At 60.9% G+C, this 16,699-nt stretch carries 15 protein-coding genes and 2 pseudogenes; 6 read left to right on the plus strand and 11 right to left on the minus strand.

Features of this window, described 5'->3' with window-relative positions:
* Positions 1-145 precede the first annotated feature (145 nt).
* From I6I71_RS02405 to I6I71_RS02450, 10 genes are all read right to left on the minus strand, one after another.
* On the minus strand, positions 146-820 hold the full coding sequence (locus I6I71_RS02405) for an AAA family ATPase (RefSeq protein WP_201822004.1): 675 nt from the start codon (positions 818-820) through the stop codon (positions 146-148).
* Positions 821-840: 20 nt separating this feature from the next.
* A complete protein-coding gene (locus I6I71_RS02410; RefSeq protein WP_201822006.1) occupies positions 841-1,530 on the minus strand; it encodes an AAA family ATPase in 690 nt (229 codons plus the stop codon).
* A 16-nt stretch (positions 1,531-1,546) separates the two neighbouring features.
* Positions 1,547-2,317: a chymotrypsin family serine protease gene (locus tag I6I71_RS02415; protein ID WP_201822010.1), complete on the minus strand. Its 771-nt coding sequence runs from the start codon at positions 2,315-2,317 to the stop codon at positions 1,547-1,549.
* 131 nt (positions 2,318-2,448) lie between these two features.
* On the minus strand, positions 2,449-2,901 hold the full coding sequence (gene rplI / locus I6I71_RS02420; protein ID WP_070493021.1) for a 50S ribosomal protein L9: 453 nt from the start codon (positions 2,899-2,901) through the stop codon (positions 2,449-2,451).
* Between the two features lie 62 nt (positions 2,902-2,963).
* Positions 2,964-3,536, minus strand: coding sequence for a single-stranded DNA-binding protein (locus tag I6I71_RS02425; protein WP_201822012.1), 573 nt, complete (start codon positions 3,534-3,536; stop codon positions 2,964-2,966).
* Positions 3,537-3,553: 17 nt separating this feature from the next.
* On the minus strand, positions 3,554-3,841 hold the full coding sequence (rpsF, locus tag I6I71_RS02430) for a 30S ribosomal protein S6 (protein ID WP_180950555.1): 288 nt from the start codon (positions 3,839-3,841) through the stop codon (positions 3,554-3,556).
* 160 nt (positions 3,842-4,001) lie between these two features.
* The gene (locus tag I6I71_RS02435) at positions 4,002-4,196 is read right to left on the minus strand and encodes a hypothetical protein (protein WP_070493018.1); all 195 of its coding nucleotides are present in this window, start codon (positions 4,194-4,196) and stop codon (positions 4,002-4,004) included.
* The gene (locus I6I71_RS02440; protein WP_201822014.1) at positions 4,189-5,643 is read right to left on the minus strand and encodes a glycosyltransferase family 87 protein; all 1,455 of its coding nucleotides are present in this window, start codon (positions 5,641-5,643) and stop codon (positions 4,189-4,191) included. Before I6I71_RS02440 ends, I6I71_RS02435 begins: the two co-directional genes overlap by 8 nt.
* A gap of 9 nt (positions 5,644-5,652) precedes the next feature.
* Positions 5,653-7,818 carry a transglycosylase domain-containing protein gene (locus I6I71_RS02445; RefSeq protein ID WP_236587359.1) on the minus strand — a complete coding sequence of 722 codons (2,166 nt, stop codon included), beginning with the start codon at positions 7,816-7,818 and terminating at the stop codon, positions 5,653-5,655.
* Positions 7,819-7,829: 11 nt separating this feature from the next.
* Positions 7,830-8,174, minus strand: a complete 345-nt coding sequence (locus I6I71_RS02450) for a DUF5318 family protein (protein ID WP_236587360.1) — start codon at positions 8,172-8,174, stop codon at positions 7,830-7,832.
* Between the two features lie 75 nt (positions 8,175-8,249).
* On the opposite strand from I6I71_RS02450, the gene I6I71_RS02455 reads away from it, so the two are divergent.
* From I6I71_RS02455 to I6I71_RS02465, 3 genes are read left to right on the plus strand one after another with little or no spacing between them, the layout of a single operon-like run.
* A complete protein-coding gene (locus I6I71_RS02455; protein WP_070493010.1) occupies positions 8,250-8,720 on the plus strand; it encodes a MarR family winged helix-turn-helix transcriptional regulator in 471 nt (156 codons plus the stop codon).
* A gap of 11 nt (positions 8,721-8,731) precedes the next feature.
* Positions 8,732-9,700 (plus strand): universal stress protein, encoded by a 969-nt coding sequence (locus I6I71_RS02460; RefSeq protein ID WP_201822016.1) that lies wholly within the window; start codon positions 8,732-8,734, stop codon positions 9,698-9,700.
* A 3-nt stretch (positions 9,701-9,703) separates the two neighbouring features.
* Complete coding sequence (locus I6I71_RS02465; RefSeq protein WP_168156332.1) at positions 9,704-10,204, plus strand: hypothetical protein; 501 nt, start codon at positions 9,704-9,706, stop codon at positions 10,202-10,204.
* Positions 10,205-10,449: 245 nt separating this feature from the next.
* On the opposite strand, the gene I6I71_RS02470 is transcribed toward I6I71_RS02465, so the two are convergent.
* A complete protein-coding gene (locus I6I71_RS02470; protein WP_236587361.1) occupies positions 10,450-13,596 on the minus strand; it encodes a choice-of-anchor M domain-containing protein in 3,147 nt (1,048 codons plus the stop codon).
* Positions 13,597-13,859: 263 nt separating this feature from the next.
* On the opposite strand from I6I71_RS02470, the pseudogene I6I71_RS12000 reads away from it, so the two are divergent.
* The 3 genes and pseudogenes from I6I71_RS12000 to I6I71_RS02480 all read left to right on the plus strand — a co-directional run.
* Positions 13,860-13,907 (plus strand): annotated as a pseudogene (locus tag I6I71_RS12000) (hypothetical protein); the annotation flags it as partial.
* A gap of 5 nt (positions 13,908-13,912) precedes the next feature.
* Positions 13,913-15,067: a hypothetical protein gene (locus tag I6I71_RS12005; RefSeq protein WP_236587465.1), complete on the plus strand. Its 1,155-nt coding sequence runs from the start codon at positions 13,913-13,915 to the stop codon at positions 15,065-15,067.
* A 336-nt stretch (positions 15,068-15,403) separates the two neighbouring features.
* Positions 15,404-16,630: pseudogene (locus tag I6I71_RS02480) on the plus strand (IS3 family transposase).
* The last annotated feature ends 69 nt before the right edge of the window (positions 16,631-16,699 follow it).

Raw genomic sequence — 16,699 nt, forward strand, 5'->3', positions numbered from 1 at the left:
GAGCGAACAAACGGGGGATAACTCCCCTGACCACGAGGTTTGACAAGCCCATTTTTGGCACTCAACACAGCGACACGCCGCCTGCGCTGGCATTCTTATGCGCTACTTATCCACAATTGTTCACAGGGGTGGCGCGGGGGTGGAATCACTCTTCGTGCGCGGCCCAGTCGGCCATGTACTCCGCAATGCCGTGCGGGTCAGCCAGAAAGTCGCGCATGGCCCGAAACGCCATCGTCTCCTCCACGGCCACGCCGCGGGTCATGCCGTGCTCGCCCACCTCCACAATCTCCGCGCCAGGCACACCCAGCAGGATTGGCGAGTGCGCCACCATCACCACCTGCGTATCTGGGCGTCCCAAAGCATGCAGCTGCGCGAGTAACGCCATTTGGGAGATGGCGGAGAGGCCCGATTCGGGCTCATCAAGCAGGTAGAGCGCGTTCGGCTGCATCCGGGACGTCACCTCCAGCACGGACTCCCCGTGCGAGCGCCCGCCAAACTCCGTGATCGCCGTGTGCGTCTCCCCGCGCAAAAAGTACCCGGCAACCTTCGCCCGCGGCCCAGTGGCAAGCGTCAGCGCCCCAAACATCGGGTCATGAGCCCCAGGCTTATCGACGCCCCACGCCCCACCCTCAACCGCAAACCCCCACGCCCTGGCGACCCCCTCCAACAGCGTGGATTTGCCCACCCCGTTGCCGCCGGTAAACACCGTGATTGGCCGACGGAAGTCGAAGCCGAACTCCGCCACGTGCGCAATCGCGGGCGTGTCTAGGGCCCACGCGGGAGCCTTCGTGGCGTCGATGGAGATGCGGGTGATAAACATCAACTACAAAGACTAGAGCCTCACTCGGGGCTTGTGAGGTAGGCGGCGGTGCCAGCAGGGTCGTTGATGAATTCGCGGGTGGCGGTGAGGGGCTCGCAGGCGTCGAAAAGCAAAGGCTCCAAGGTGGGAACCTCAAGGATGCGGGCCTCCGGGATGGCCAGCAGCACCGGCGAGTGGGTGGCCATGAGGATTTGGGCGCCGCGGCGGGCCAGGACGGTGAGGCGGCCGAGGAGTTCGAGTTGGGAGAAGACGGACAGGCCATCTTCGGGCTCATCAAGAATGATCAGCGTTTCGGGGCCGAGGCGGGTGCGCGCGAGGTCCATGATGCCCTCGCCGTGGCTGCGCAGTGGAAGGCCCACCAGCGCGTCGTCGGGGCCGAGGCTGGCGTGGTAGTTGGCCAGGGTGAGGTAGGTTTCGCCGCGGAGGAAGTAGACGTCGCGAGGGTTTTTGCGGCGCGTCAGTGTCAGGGCCTCGTGCAAAAGCGAGTGGTCGGCCGCCTCGAAGCGTGCGTTCCTGGAACCGCCCGCCGCGTTCGCGCCGGCTGCAATCGCAATCGCTTCGATGAGCGTGGACTTGCCCGCACCGTTGTCGCCAGTCAGGATGGTCACCTGCGCCAGCTCCAGCGGCCGTTGGGCGAGCTGGCGCACCACGGGAAGGCCAGCGGCGTAGCCCACCACCGGGGCGTCAATGCGAACGCGGGTAACAAACATAGCGTCAGTTGCAGCGCTAGTGCAGGCCCGCCGGCAGCGGCACCGCCGCATCAACCGCCAACAAGAACCCGTACGCCGTACCGGAAGCGATGCCGATGATGTTCACGCTGCCATCCGGATTCAGCGTGTACACCGGCGCGCCTGAGTCACCCTGCCACGCCAAGATCGCCACCGCGATCTCACCCGTATCCGGGTTCACGTTGAGCACGCGCCCGCAGGTGCGGGAGGTACGCCCGCCGTCTTTGCACACCACGTCCCACTGCTTGACGCTGGTCACCGGCTGCCTTGAAACAACCGCACGGTTCGGGTGCACGCGCTGCGCGAACTGGCTCACCGCGTGATTCGCACCAAAAAACGGCAAGTCAACATAGCCGCCGCGCACCACGGAAGCGTTCACCGCGTCCCCCGGCAGGCGGAACCACGCCACGTCCGTCAACGCACCGCCCAGGGTGTTATCGCCCTCGTATGTATAGCCAGAGTCACGAAGGTCCGAGAGCAACGTGCGCCCATCCACCGCGTATACCGCCACCGGACGCGCCCCACCAATCGGCGCCAAACAATGCCCCGCCGTCACCCCATACAGCGCCCCACCACGCTGCGCCACCGAATTCAACGTGCAACCATAACGCGCACCGTTCGAGTACTGGATGCGGATCACGTCACCCGGGTGCACCACCACCGCGGCAGACGCCGCCGGCGCCGCTAGCAAGGAAGCCACTAACAAGGAAAGAGCCATAACAACAGCGACAACAGCGCCCGAAACGGCACGCGCAGCACGAAACACCATGCTGGTCATTCTAACCAGCGCCCAGGCACGAAAAAGCCGCGGGGCCCGCTCCTCACAAGCGGGCCCCGCGGCCAAAATGCTGTTGTCGTGGATTGCGTTATGGGTGGTTCACGCAATCGTCGTCAAGCAAACTATGCTCCAACGACCTCGAAGTTAATCTTGCCTTCCACATCGTCGTGGAGAGCAACCTTCACCTGGAAACCGCCGGTCTTCTTCACAAGACCCTTCGGCACGGTGATGCGACGCTTGTCCAGCGACGGGCCACCAGCAGCCTTCACCGCATCAGCGATGTCAGCCGGGGTGACGGAGCCGAACAGCTTACCGTTCTCAGCGGTGCGCACGGCAACCTTCACGCCGGTCAGCTGGTCCAGCTGGTCACGCAGCTCCTTTGCGTGCTCCAGGTCGCGCACCTGGCGGTCAGCCTGGGCACGCTTGATGTCTGCAATCTGCTTCTCCGCGCCGCGGGTAGCCGGGATGGCCAGGCCGCGCGGCAGCAGGAGGTTACGGCCGTATCCGTCCTTGACCTCGACGATATCGCCGGGCTCACCAAGGTTCTCAACGGCAGCGGTGAGGATCAGTTTCATGAATCCTAACCTTCCTTCTGGTTGAAAAGTTTGAGTGTGGTTTTCGTAAAAAAGAAGCGTGTTTAGAACGGTGGCTCATCATCCATACCGCCGAACGAGTCGGACGACGGTGCGGAGTTCCACGGGTCATTCGCAGGCTGCTGCTGTTGCTGTTGCTGCGGCTGCTGCGAAAACTGTTGCGGCTGGGACTGCCCGAACCCGCCCTGGTTTTGTGCCGGGGCTTGCTGGTTCTGACGCTGGCCACCAAAGTTTCCGTTCCCGCCCTCACGCGTGGTCCGGGCAATCTTGGCGGTGGCGTACCTCAGGGACGGTCCAACCTCATCGACCTCGACCTCGAAGACAGTGCGGTTCTCACCCTCGCGGGTTTGGTAGGAGCGCTGCTTCAGGCGGCCCGTCACAATGACGCGCATGCCTTTGGTCAGGGTTTCGGCGACGTTCTCTGCCATTTGGCGCCAGCAGTTGCAGGTTAGAAACAGTGCATCGCCGTCTTCGAACTGGTTCGTCTCTCGGTTGTATGTCCGCGGGGTGGACGCGATGCGGAAGCTTGCTACGGCTGCTCCGCTGGGGATGAACCGCAGCTCTGGGTCTGCAACGAGGTTGCCTACAACGGTGATTTGAGTATCGCCTTGAGCCATGTCCGTTTCCTTTGCTCTTACTTGTCTGTACGCAGCACCTTGGTGCGCAGGACGTTCTCGTTCAGGCTCAGAACGCGGTCGAGCTCTGCGACGGTGTCGGACTCGCACTCGAGGTTGAGCACCGCGTAGATGCCTTCTTCCTTCTTGTTGATCGGGTATGCAAGGCGCTGCTTGCCCCACACATCAACCTTTTCCACCTTGCCGCCATCCTTGCGGACGTTCTCGAGGAACTTGTCCAGGGACGGGGCGACGGTGCGCTCATCCTGCTGCGGATCGAGGATGATCATTACTTCGTAGTGACGCACGGACCTCATCACCTCCTATGGTCTTTGTTTTCTTCGGCCATCACCCTTGTGGCGATGGCAGGAGGGTCGCTTGGCGTCAAGCAACCTTGCTAGGGTACCCCAGATTCGGGGGTCCGCCAAAAGGGGCTTTTTGCTTATCGACGCCTCCCTGCCCTCACGGTCATCCGCCGGGGTTCGGGGCTGCGCCGAAGACGGCGAGGGTAACAGGGATGACGGTCATGAAAAGAAACGCTGCGATGCCCAGGGTGATGGCGAGGGTGGTGCGTTTTTGCGTCGTGAAGTAAAAGGCTCCAAGGAACAGGATGAAGGCCACCGCGATGGACACAATGCCGGCGATAGTTGTGGCGTTAAGCATGGGCGGGCTCCTGCCAGTCGGTGGGGCGGGTAAGCAGCGGGTCGTGGCCGTTGTGTGCCTGGGCGACGATGTCGGGGCGGCGGCCGAAGAGTTGCTGGACAACCAGAACCATGATGGTGACGATGAGCGCGTCACGGCAGATGATCACGATGTCGAGCACTTCGCCCGGCAGGCCCAGGTTGTCGGTGCCAAGCATGTGCCACATCAGTACCGGCCAGACCATCATGTCCACCGTCATCCACGTCAGAAGCAGTTTCCAGTGCGGCAGCGCGAGCACCGCCGGGACGATGAGCCAGATGGAGTACTGGGGGCTCCACACCTTGTTAAACAGCAGGAAGAAGCCAACGATGAGGCAGAGCAGCTCCGCCACGCGCGGCTCCTTCGGCGCCTTGAGTCCCATGATCAGCACGGCCAGGCAGCCGGCGGCAAACAGGACGAATGTGACGGTGTTGAGGATGACGGGTGCGCCCTCGCCGGAGTCGAAACCCGACCAGCCGAAGGTGCGCGAGATCACCGCGTAGATGGTGGTCCACTCCCAGCCGCGGTCCGTGTTGAGGCGGTTGAACTCGCCCCAGGCGTCCGCGTTGCGCAGGTAGACGGGCACGTTGATCACAAGCCAGGTAACCACGGTGGCGGCGAGCATCTTGAAAAACGGCACGAGGTTGCGCTTGCGAATGGCGATGGTCAGGTACGCGCCCAACACAAACAGTGGCCAAAGTTTGAACGAGGTGCCGGCGCCGATCAGGATTCCGGCCAGCCACCACTTCTTGTTGCGCGCCGCCAGAAGGGCTGCGACCAGGAAGAAGATGGACGGGATGTCCCAGTTGGTAAACGCGTGCATGATCAAAAGCGGAGAGCCGACCACAAGCAGGGTGTCCCAGATGCGGTTGCCGGCAAGTTCCGCCACCATGCGGGCGGTGCAGATCCAAATGATGGACAAAAACAGCACCGTCATCCAGAAGTACCAACCCACCTCTGGCAAAAACCTGCTGGCCACGAAGTAGGTGTTGCGGGAGATAAACGCGGTGAACTGTTGGAACAGGCCAGCCAACACCGGGTATTCCATGTAGCGCGTCAGGCCGTCTTCAACCCAGGAGTAGTCATAGACAAAGCCGGGCTGGTCTAGGCCGCGGGCGCCGTAGAGCGGGACGATGTCGTTGTAGCAAAAGGAGGTGAACTGGCGGTTGCCGTCCCAGTTCAGTTGCATCACGCCGTCATCATCCGGCTTGCCTAAAGAGCAGTTCGCCTTGGACAGCCCACCTAACGTAAGGAACACGTAGGCGAGGGCGAAGATGGCGCGCAGCGGCGTCCAAAAGCGGGCGCGGCCGATTTGCGCGTAGCGGCCCATCGGCCCGCCAAGGTAGTCCACCCAACCTTTGGCCAGCGGCTCTGTACGCCCGGGCTGGACGCGGTGCTTAGGATCCGGCCAGGTCTGGGTCGCGGTCATCGTGCTCCTTTATTGGAAGATGCTGTTGAGGTTGTCCAATGCGTCACTAATCGCGTCGCTAATCGGCGGCGGGGGCGGCATCGGTGCCGGGGCGGGAACTGGTGCCGGCGCCGGTACCGGTTCACCTGGTGCAGGTGCCGCCGGGTCCTCCGCCGGGTCAGCTTCCTCAGACGGTGGCGTGGTGGTTGGCGTGTAGTAGTAGCTCGCGTCTCGGCCACCCAGGTTGGTGCCGCCGGAGTACGGCTTGACACCCCAGTAGACCGGGCTGGCGGTTGGGAAGGCCTCGAACTCTTCGTTCTGCAGCGCCTCATCCAGCACGCCCTTCCAGATCCTGGTTGGTGTGTTGGAGCCGAACATGTTGCCGCCCCACTCGTTGAAGATGGCGGTTGTGTTGTCCGCGGTGCCAACCCACACAGCCACGGACAGTTGCGGGGTGCCGCCGACCATCCAGGCGTCCTTGTTCAAGCCGGTGTTGCCCAGCTGTGCGGTGCCGGTCTTGGCTGCGGCGGGGCGTCCGCCGGCGAGGGTGGCGTTGGAGTAGCCGACCACGGACTGCATCGCGTCAATGGTGTTGTCCGCAACCTGCTCTGCTACTCGACGCTCTGCGTACGTCTGATCCACCTCATAGAGCACCTCACCGTTGCCGTCCACAATCTTCTGCACAAAGTGGGCCGGGTGGTACACGCCGCGCTCCAAAAGCGTGCCTACTGCCGACGCCATATCCAACACCCGCGACTGGTACTGACCCAGCACAATGCCTTCATACGGCTGGCCACCGTTTTCACGCAGGGTCACCGGAATACCCGGGATGGAACGGGCAACGCCCAAGGCGTGCGCCATGTCAGCGGTGTCCTGCGTGGTGTTGTCCAGGTCATCCTGGATACGCAGGTACGCGGTGTTGGAGGAGGTACGCGTGGCTTCCTTGGCGGTGATCACGCCGCCGCCACCGCCGTCCCAGTTGGTCACCTGGATGCCGCCGGGCAGCATCACCGGGGAGGAGTCAAAGGTATCCGTCAGCTTGATGCCCTGCTGCAGCGCAGAGGCAAGCGTGAAGATCTTGAACGTGGAGCCGGTCTGCAGACCAGCGTTGGCGTAGTCCCAACCGTTCGGCTCATCGCCGCCGTAGTAGCCCACCACGCCGCCGGTGGAAGGATCAATAGCCACCACGCCCGTGCGCGCGTCTTCCTGCAGGTTAGCAAGGTTGTTGCGCGCAACGCGTTCCACGATCTCCTGCGTCCTCGGGTCAATGGTGGTGGTGATCTGCAGACCGCGGTTGGTCAGGTCATCTTCCGTAATGCCCAGGGACTCCAGCTCCGTGATCACCTGGTTCTTGATCAGGCCGTTCGGGCCGGTGGCCTCGGTGTATGGGGAGTAGGAGGCTGGGTCGCGCGTCTCCGGGTACTGCGCCGCGGCGCGCTCCTCTGGCGTGATCGCACCGGTTTCCACCATGCCGTCCATGACGTAGTTCCAGCGCGCGTTTGCGCCGTCCGGGTTGGTCCACGGATCCAGCTGGGACGGCAGCTGGATGGAGGCAGCCAGCACGGCGCCTTCCTCCAGCGTCAGCTCGCTGGCCGGCTTGCCAAAGAACGCGTTTGCCGCAGCCTGGATGCCGTAGGCGTTGCGCCCGAAGTAGACAGTGTTGAGGTACGCGTTGAGGATCTCCTCCTTGCTCCAAGAGTTGGTCATCTTCACGGAGTAGACCAGCTCACGAGCCTTGCGCTCATAGGAGTGTTCGTTGCCCACAATCGCGTTCTTCACGTACTGCTGGGTGATGGTGGAGCCACCGCCAGCGCCAACGTTGCCGGTGATCTGACCGATCGCGGCACGGGCGAAGCCGGTAAAGGAGAAGCCGGAGTTCTCCCAGAAGTCACGGTCCTCTGCTGCGAGGACGGCGTTTTGGACGTGCACCGGCACGCTATCAAGCGGGATTTGCACACGGTTGCCGTCCGGCGGCACCACGCGGGCAAGCTCCGTTGCGCCATCACTGAAATAGATGTTGGAGATCTGCGCTGTTTCAATCTCGCCCGGCTCCGGAATGCGGGCTTCGGCATATTTGATGCCAAACCACGTTGCCGGGATTGCAGCCAACAGCACAAGAAACAGCAGTAGCGCTAGGAGCCATTGCCCCCAGCGCGTCTTGGGTTTCTTCGCCTTCTTCTCCACGTTCTCTGCCACAAAATGACACACTACCTTGGCAGCTGCGCTGTAACCTCTTTGAGCAGGAAGTTCCACTTACAAGATTCGCAGACCTCTACAAGATGCACAGTAATTGGGCCCACTTCCTCCACCAGACGGGCAATCTCGGCCTCATCTCTTGCGGTGCCGCTGCGCCGGCCCAGGTTGTCCCCGTAAACCCAGCGGACATAACGCAGGGCATCTTGCTTACAGACGGGGCATGCCACCTGTGCCTCAAACCCATGAAAACGTGCGGCTGTGATCAGGAGGTGGTCGGCGTCCAGGTAGGCGTCGGCAAGCAAAAGCCCCTGATGCAGATCCCTGAGTGTGGTGCGGCGCTGCCACCCGTGCGACAACTCGTTTGTGTAAACAATTTTTTTGCGTGTACCATCGTCGGAAAACTTTAGATTTTTCAACCTTTGGGAACCTCCATGTCCAACGAACAAGACGCTCTAGAGCTAGCCCGCCGCGTGCGCCCAGCCATGACAAAGCTCTACGTTAGCTACTTCCGCACCGCCGAGCACTCAGAGCTGACCGGCCCGCAGCTGTCCATCATGACCCGGATCGCCGAGCACGGACCGAGCCGCATTAGCCAGCTTGCCGACGCCGAGGGCGTGCGCATGCCAACCGCCTCCAACACCATCAACCAGCTAGAAAAACGAGGCCTGGTCCAGCGCACCCGCGCCGTGGAAGACCGCCGCGGCGTCAGCGTCGAACTCACCGAGCTGGGCATGCAAGAGCTCAAGCGTGTGGGCGAAGAGCGTACCCAGTCCCTCGCCGAGATGATCAGCACGCTGGATGAGAACCACCTCAAGCTGATCGAACAGGCCGCAGACGCCATCAACGCCCTGGCAGAAACCTACGCCGAGGCATCTTCTAAAAGGGACCTGGAGCACAGCTAAAGTAGTAACCGATGGTTGCTCGCTCATTTACCAAAGAACTAGCGGAACTCCCCGCTGACGGGAAGCCGCTACGCGTTGTCGTGGGGTGGGACGCGCAAAACACCGAAGCCATCGAATTCGCCGCATGGCTCGGCCGCTCACTGCCAGTCAAGGTCAAAGTGCTCTCCGCCGTTGAAGGCACCTGGAAAAAACCCTTGCCCGGCAAGAAATACAAGCGCTGGTTCCGCGACCGCGCCCAAGAGTTTGAACTGCAAGCCAAACGCGTACTCAAAGCGCACATTCCGCGCGATCAGTGGGCAAAAGACTTCGCCGAGCTGGCAGAACGCACCGATGTTGCTGGGTCGCTATATTCATGCGCTGCGGATTTCTCAGCGGACATGATTGTGTTGGGCTCGCGCGTGAAAACGCAAAAAAGCAGATTCCGGCCCTCCTCTACTGCAGACGAGCTGATGCACTCCTCCCCCGTCCCCCTCGGGCTCGCGCCGCGTGGGGTGAAGCTGTCGCGCAAAGGCATCACGCGCATTACGTACGCGCTTATCGAGTCCTCAAAATCCGCACAACCACGCGACGAAGGCCGCTTCTCCGGCCTGCCCTACGCCGCAACCCTCGCCTGCGTCCTGGGTGTGCCGCTGCGCATCATCGCCTTTTCACCCCAGGAGCAAACCGACGACCTCTCTCTGGCCGCCGAGTGGAACGAATCCACCCTCGGGCTTTTGGATCGGGCGCGCGACCAGGCGTACGGTGTGGCGTCTGCAATGGGGCCGACCTGCGCCGACAACTTTGACGTCCACGCTTTTGTAGCCAGCGGCAAAGGTTGGAAGCGCTCCATCGACTCCGTGAAATGGAAAAAGGGCGACCTACTGTGCATGGGATCGCAGCCTTCCGACCAGCTCAAGCGCGTGTTTGTTGGCTCTCGCGAAGGCGAGTTCATCCGGTTTGCGCCCGTGCCAGTGATCATCCACCCACGAGGAGTGAAGTAGCCAATGAATATGGACAAGGGCAGAGATCAAGGCTGGGATCACCCGGAAAATGACCTACACGGCGGCCAAGACCGCTTCTCCCGCGTACGCCCAGCCCCGCGCGACTTTGATGAGCTAGCCGACGAGCCGGACCCGCTGGAAGTGGCGCGGCGCAACAGCGCGTCTACCCGCCAAGCACTCTGGTACGCGCTGACAACCGTGGGCGTCACACTTGGGTTCGCGCTTTTGCTGGGTCTGGTTGGGCGGGTCGCCGGCGGGCCACTATGCGATGCCGGCGAAGCCACCTGGCTGTGCAGCCAAAGCTGGCGCACCTGGTGGGCAGTGCTCACCTCCATCCCGCCCGTTGCAATGCTGCTCGGCTGCGCCGTAATCATGGTGCGCAAACTCAACCGCTACGAACGCTGGATGCCGTGGATGGGCGTCTTCTGGCTACCGCTGGTGCCATTCACCATGGTCTGGCTGATCATCACCGTTGGCATGCTGGCCCGGGATTTCGCCGGGTAGGTTTTTGGGGGTTTGGGGTTGGTTTTTTGGGGGCTTTGGTAGTGGCTCCGCCCGGGGCGCGGGCCCGCTGAAAAATCTGACCTCGCTAATTTGTTCGAAGCGCTATGGCCTGGGCCTTTGCTGAGGAGCCCCGGGCGCCTCGTCACATTTGTCAGGGAGGTCAGCAGCGCTACCGTAGCAATTCCGGGAGCACGTGCCACCACCTGGGCGTTTAGGGGCCAGAATGCAGTAATTCGGAAATTACTTCATCGACGACGCCGTGTGATGAGCGCTCCGCCGGCCATGAGACACAGCATCGCAATGGCTACGGGAAGCATGACGCTCGCACCGGTTGAAGCGAGGCTGCCACCGCTACCGCCACCGCCCACTGACGCTGCCTGCGCAGTTATGGACTGGGTGGTTGCCGACTGTGCACTTGTGCGCTGGGTTGTCGTGGACTGGGTTGTTGACCTGGTTGTTGTGGGCTTGGTGGTTGTGGACTGGGTGGATGTCTTGGGGGTTGTTGAGGATGTTGTTGGCTGGGTTGGCTGGGTTGGCTTGGTTGTGCCCGACGGGGAAGGCGAAGGCACTGGGGAACTGGGCACTGGGGAGCTGGGCGCTGGGGAGCCCGGCGCGGGCTCAGGCTCAGTAGTGGCGTTGCCGACCAGGTATGTGATTGTGGACCACTCGGTGACGGCTTTGCCCTGCGGATCAACCGCACGCATGTCCATGGTGTACGTGCCGGGTTTGGTGAACACCCAGTCGGCATGGATGTGGAAGGGGCCCTCGCTCACGCCGGAAATGGTGTGCGTTCCGGTGGAGCTGGCCAGTGTGCGTTCCGGAACCCCGAGGGAGGGAATGTGCCCGGCCCACCATGCGCCGCCCTTCGGGGTGGAGCGTGGGCGGACTTCCACATTGACGCCGGCTGGGTACTGCTCGGCGACTCGGAACGTATCCCAGCCAGGCCAGATACTGTCACGGTCCTGCATGAGTGGGAGGTGGTAAATGCTCGCACCACGCTCAACGATGCCGGTAAAGGAAAGCGCATCCGCAATAGAGTCGGTAGCTGTCACCTTGCGGTTGTCCTTCACGCGCAGGACCACGGTTTCGGGGACGTGGTGTTGGTCGTCTTCGTTGATGAGGAGGTGCGGGGTGGCGTCGATAAGCTTGGGCCCAAAATCGATGTGACCTGTGGTGATCTCCTTGATGGTGTCCGGCTTGGCATCGGGGGCGACGACAAAACGCAGCACTTCCTGCTGGGATGGCGTGCCACCCTTCTCCGCAACCCACACGCCGATCTCGTACGTGCCCGGTTTTCTGAACGCCCACGAAACATGCATGTGCTCCGGGCCTTCAGTGGTGTACGCGCGGGTGGAATCGCTGCCGGCCAGGCGGTCTTGCGGGGAGGTTTGGTTGCCGCGGAACGCGATCCACTTGCCGCCCTCCGGCGCGCTGAGCGGAGTGAAGGTGAACGTGTAATCCTTCTTCGTTTGCGCGTATGCGTGCTCACTGCTCAGTCCGGGCCAAACCACGCCTGACCGTTGGGTTTCCGGGAGGATGTAGGCAGTGGCGCCTTTCTCGGCGAAACCCTCGATGCTCTCGGGCAGGGTCGTGCTCACCTGGGAGGGGACGGTGAAGTAGACGTCGTTGGGACGTCGCCACACGGCGCCGCGCTGGTGGAGGTTCGTCTCATCCTTGATGCGCAGGTGGAGCACGTCGTTGTCGTAGTACGGCGCGATGTCAACGTGCCCGGAGCTCAAGTTCAGGGCCTGGCCCTCGGAGGGGACAGGCTCGGAGGGGACCGACGGCGCAGACTCGGAAGGAGCGGGCTCCGAGGGCGCAGTAGGAGCGGACGGCACAGGCTCGGACGGCTCCGTTGGCTGCGAGGAAGGCACCTCGCTCTCCCCGCCCCCACCGCTGAGGCGCACTGTCGTTCCCGGGATCGGGGCGTACGCATCGGTGTGGGGAACGCTGACAAGGGCGGCGTCCGCAGCGTTAGACCGAGACTCCGGGATGAGGCGGAGGAGGAGTTGGTAGTTGGGGCGTTGGCAGCCGTCGATAAGCTGCTTGCTCTTCCTGCTGTCTGGGGCGGAGGTGAAGTCGACCTCGCAGTCGGCGATGGCGTCGCGCGGCATGGTGGTCAGTGGGCCGTTATCCATTCTGTAGAAACCGCCGGTGACGCGCAGTGTTGTGCGGGGGTCGGCGGGTTCGACGGTGATGTCGATGTTGCGCATGTCTTCGCCGTAGACCGCGGAGGTGCTCACGGTGACATCGGGGCTGGTGAGCGTCAGGGGGTCAGTGTCGAACGCCGGGATGGGCTCCATGCTTGGCGACGGCAAAACCCCCGCACCGTCCCTAGTCGCAGTTTTGGCGTCGCCGGTGCGGAAGCGCAGCGGTGCAGACGCCCAGCGTGGCGTGGGCGAAGATGTGCTGGGAAGGTAGACGGCTTGGAGGTCGGAGGTGTCGTCGCCGAGCATCTCATCCCACGTGGCGGTGCCGCCGGTAACTTCGCGCTCGGCGAGGTAGAAGCCGTTGATGAAGAACTGGACGTGGCCGGTGTCGTTGGGGTTGCCGGTGTCAAAAGTCAGCGTGCTCAGCACGCCTTGCTCCGCGCCTTTCGTCGACGCGATGGAAGGCGCAATGCTGAATGTCGGGGTGCCGGTGCCGATGCTCGGCGCGGCATTATACGCTGCAACGATGTCCGTGATCGTGCGCTGGGCAGGATCCGTGCCGCCTACCTGCCAGGTCAGCGCTTGGGGCGCGGAGTGGATAAAAGAACCGTCCTTCATCCGCGCGGTTGCCCGGTAGGTGACTTGGTAGAGGCCGGGGCGTGTGAACGTCGTGGAGTTGTGAGTGTGGGTGCCGGCGTTGACCCAGGTTGAGCGGAATCCCGGGTCATGGGAGGACCACAGGCGCGTTAGCGGATAGGTCTCATCGCTGTAGTTGAACAGCTCCATCTTGCCCGGGCCGGAAAAACCAACGATTTCCATGTTGAAGGACTCCGCCCGGAATTGATCCGTGGGCAGATCCGCAGCCGCACCGAAGCCGGCCCAGATGGGCATGGTGTTTTTGGGGAAGCCGTGGGCGGGTCCTCCGAAGTACATGAGGTGGCCCGGTTCGACGCCGAGGAAGCTAAAGCGTGGGTCATCGGGAACCCGCCAGGCGTAGGCGCCAAGCCCGCCATCGGTGCGCCCGCGGCTGACCCAGTTCACGGTGTTTTCAATTGGGACGAGCCCGGCGCTGTTGGACATGAGCCGGAAGTTGCCGTCCTCCCACACCGCGTGGGGAGAATCCACGTGCGTTTGTGTGCGCACTATTTTGCCGTCGGTGGTTGCGGACTCGGCGAGGGCCAGAGGCGCGCCGATGAACAAGAGGGTCAGAGTGGCGACAAGCGCCGGGAAACGTGTGCGCAACAGGATGCTCTCCCGAAGTTAATGAAAATGACTTTCATTTACCTTAATTACGTCCCCACGGAAGGGCAATAGCAGGGTCTACCTTTGCCAAATTTGACGTGGCACTAATGTTGCGCGGGGCTATCTAGTAACACCGTGGCGACTATCCAGTAACGCAATGGTGAGTATCGAGTAACACTTTGGGGGAGGATTTTTCTGACCGTGCGACAAAAGGGCATGCGGCTTATCAGAGGAGTCCGATCGTGACTGATTATCGGGCCGTGATGGATCTAGTTTTGCAAGGCTGGTCTGTCCGCCAAATCTGTTCGACTGTGCGATGTTCACACACCACAGTCCAAAAAGCTCGCCACACAATGGTGAAGCGACGCACCAGATCACAACTCATGCACAACTTGCCGGCATCACTGATGAAGAAATGGCTACGTGGTTTGTTGATGGTCGTAGTGTTGCTCAAGGTGACTTCGTGCCGATTGACTTTGAAGCGGTTGTCAAGGCGCGCACCGGGCGAAACAAAGTGACCCTCCAAGTCTTGGGGGGCGATACACCACCCAACCAGCTCACCCAGGTCAGCGTTACTACAGCTACGAGCGATTCCGTCAGCTTGTTGCCGAACACGTCGATGCCACAGGTCTTAGCGCACGCATTACGCACGCCCCTGCCCACACCATGCAAGTCGACTGGGCGGGACATGACAGCCATTTTTCCCATCGGTTCAGCCTGTGACCGTTTTATACCGGCGATTCCCCGACTGCGTATCGGTGGTATCAGCAGCATCACCGCGTGTTTCGGTTGGGCGATCTTCTTGCAGGAGTCCTACAGCAGGCCTAAGCAGAAGTTTTCTAGTGGCCGTGAGCTGATCAACGCGGTTAAAACACGTCGTGAGGACGCGCAGCGCTTTAAAGAGCTGTCGCAGGGCGTAGAAGCCGAACTAGCAGGAACGTTAGATCAGTATGACCCGGATCTGATCCAGGGCGTGCGGGTGCTGTGGGTGCGCGAGGGACGTGCAGCACGCGATGAGACGGCGTTTCGTCATGCGCTTAAAGCCGGGCACCGCTTGCGTCAGGCTGGTCAGCGTATGACTGATGCCGCGATCATTGACACGTATGAGCAGGGCTATCGTGTGGCTCAAGAAGTCGGTGCGGACGGGCGCAAGAATGAACTACCGCCGATGAAAGACCGGCAGACTATGGCTAGGCGTGTGCGTGAGTATGTCACGACCTCTAAGAGTGAGTCTTATGGCTCGTCAGCGCCCTCTGAGCGGGCTACACTGAGCGTAAGGCATTGTCCACTATGGGGCGTAAGGGCGGTAAAAAGGCCGATGAGCGCTGGAAAGGCCGAGACAGTGACTAACGCCCAAGCTGAACTGAAGAAACTAGAAACAGCTAATAAGCGTCGGAGAACGAACGCAACAGGCGATAAGTTCACTATCGCAGGCTGGTTTATGAAAGCCAACGCAGAGACCGGGGAGTGACCTTCAATTCCAGAGGCAATGCAAGAGTTCAATGTTTCTCGAAAGACCGTGCAAAGAGCTTTGAGAAATGGCGGTATTCAGCTTTCTCGAGGTCGGCGTAAAACTTCTAATTAAATAGGTCAAGCCGTAGGCAATATACGGTTCCCGTGCGGTAGCACTAGGTGGTTGGTTTTTTAAGCATGGATCTAAGGATGTGACTGTTACCATCAGGTGTTTGTTCGGGAGGGGATGAGAAGATCCTGGTTGGGTGCAGGTGTGTTCGTTACACTGCAGATTTAGTTTGTTTTGAAGCGTCCTGGGTTTAGTTCCTACCTCTGCTAAGGAAGGATTGGCACTATGCCCAGAAAGTATTCCGTCGAATTCAGGCAGAAGGCGGTTCATCAAGTCGTTGAGATGATTCGTTTGGAGTCTTGCTCACTGCAACGTGCCTACACCGAGGTCGGCGAGCTCCTTGGAGTATCTCACCACACGTTGCGGGCTTGGTACCGTGACAGTGCTTCAGTACGCGATGATTCTGACGCTTCAGGCGGCGAGACCATGGAAGAAGAACTCAAGCGTCTGCGCCGCGAAAACCGTGAGCTAAAACGAGCAAACGGGATTCTTAAGACTGCTTCGGCTTTTTTCGCAGCGGAACTCGACCGACCCACGACCAAATGATCGCCTACATCGACGCGCACAAAGATCAGTTTGGGGTCGAGGCCATCTGCCGTGTTTTGAAACAGGCAGATCGTGGATTCATCACTTCTCGCGGCTACCGTAAAGCCACTACTCGTGTCCCGAGTGCGAGAGCGTTAAGCGATAGTCTGCTTATCCCAGAGATTCAACGCGTGCATGCGGAAAACTTCTCGGTCTATGGCATCCGCAAGATGTGGCACGCGATGAACCGTGAAGGCTTTCATATCGGCCGAGATAAGACTGCACGTTTGATGAAGCTTGCAGGTGTTTCTGGTCGACGACGTGGACGAATCCCGATAACTACGATCAGTGCGAAGACACCGGATCATCGCCCGGACTTGGTCGAGCGAAACTTTCGTGCAACAGCACCTGGACGGCTTTGGGTGGCCGACATTACCTACGTTCGCACCCTGTCAGGGTTTGCATACACAGCGTTTGTCACTGACGTCTACAGCCGCAAAATAGTCGGTGTTGCCACACGCTCTACGATGCGTACCGATGCGCTGCCGATGGAGGCTTTGGAACATGCTTTAACAACTGCTGGTCGAATCCATGGCGATCAGCTGGTACAACAACAGTGATCGAGGAAGTCAGTACGTGTCGTTGAAATACTCCGCCGCTTTAGCTGAAGCCGGAATCCGGCCGAGTGTTGGCACCGTTGGCGATTCCTATGACAACGCGCTGGCGGAGACGGTCAACGGTCTCTACAAAGCTGAACTTATCCATGCGCACGGCCCGTGGACGTCGGTCGGCGAAGTCGAGCTTGCCACCTTGCGATGGGTGCATTGGTGGAACACCAAGCGCCTTCACGAAGCCTTGGACTATGCCACCCCGCAGGAAGTAGAAATCGAGTATTATTTCACCGAGCCCATCAACACCGGGCCATAAAAGAAGCGGAACCAAACCCAGGACGCTTCAGTTTTGCGAATAGTGACTCACACAACTTCAATATAAGGA

The organism is Corynebacterium riegelii (assembly GCF_016728505.1).
GTDB lineage: Bacteria > Actinomycetota > Actinomycetes > Mycobacteriales > Mycobacteriaceae > Corynebacterium > Corynebacterium riegelii.

Bases quoted from the DNA above. Each gene is read 5' to 3' on its own strand.
- I6I71_RS02455 (WP_070493010.1), top strand. From the start codon at position 8,250: ATGTCCAACGAACAAGACGCTCTAGAGCTAGCCCGCCGCGTGCGCCCA.
- I6I71_RS02410 (WP_201822006.1), bottom strand. From the start codon at position 1,530: ATGTTTGTTACCCGCGTTCGCATTGACGCCCCGGTGGTGGGCTACGCC.
- I6I71_RS02460 (WP_201822016.1), top strand. From the start codon at position 8,732: ATGGTTGCTCGCTCATTTACCAAAGAACTAGCGGAACTCCCCGCTGAC.
- I6I71_RS12005 (WP_236587465.1), top strand. From the start codon at position 13,913: ATGTTCACACACCACAGTCCAAAAAGCTCGCCACACAATGGTGAAGCG.
- I6I71_RS02435 (WP_070493018.1), bottom strand. From the start codon at position 4,196: ATGCTTAACGCCACAACTATCGCCGGCATTGTGTCCATCGCGGTGGCC.
- I6I71_RS02415 (WP_201822010.1), bottom strand. From the start codon at position 2,317: ATGGTGTTTCGTGCTGCGCGTGCCGTTTCGGGCGCTGTTGTCGCTGTT.
- I6I71_RS02405 (WP_201822004.1), bottom strand. From the start codon at position 820: ATGTTTATCACCCGCATCTCCATCGACGCCACGAAGGCTCCCGCGTGG.
- I6I71_RS02440 (WP_201822014.1), bottom strand. From the start codon at position 5,643: ATGACCGCGACCCAGACCTGGCCGGATCCTAAGCACCGCGTCCAGCCC.
- I6I71_RS02465 (WP_168156332.1), top strand. From the start codon at position 9,704: ATGAATATGGACAAGGGCAGAGATCAAGGCTGGGATCACCCGGAAAAT.
- I6I71_RS02425 (WP_201822012.1), bottom strand. From the start codon at position 3,536: ATGGCTCAAGGCGATACTCAAATCACCGTTGTAGGCAACCTCGTTGCA.
- rplI (WP_070493021.1), bottom strand. From the start codon at position 2,901: ATGAAACTGATCCTCACCGCTGCCGTTGAGAACCTTGGTGAGCCCGGC.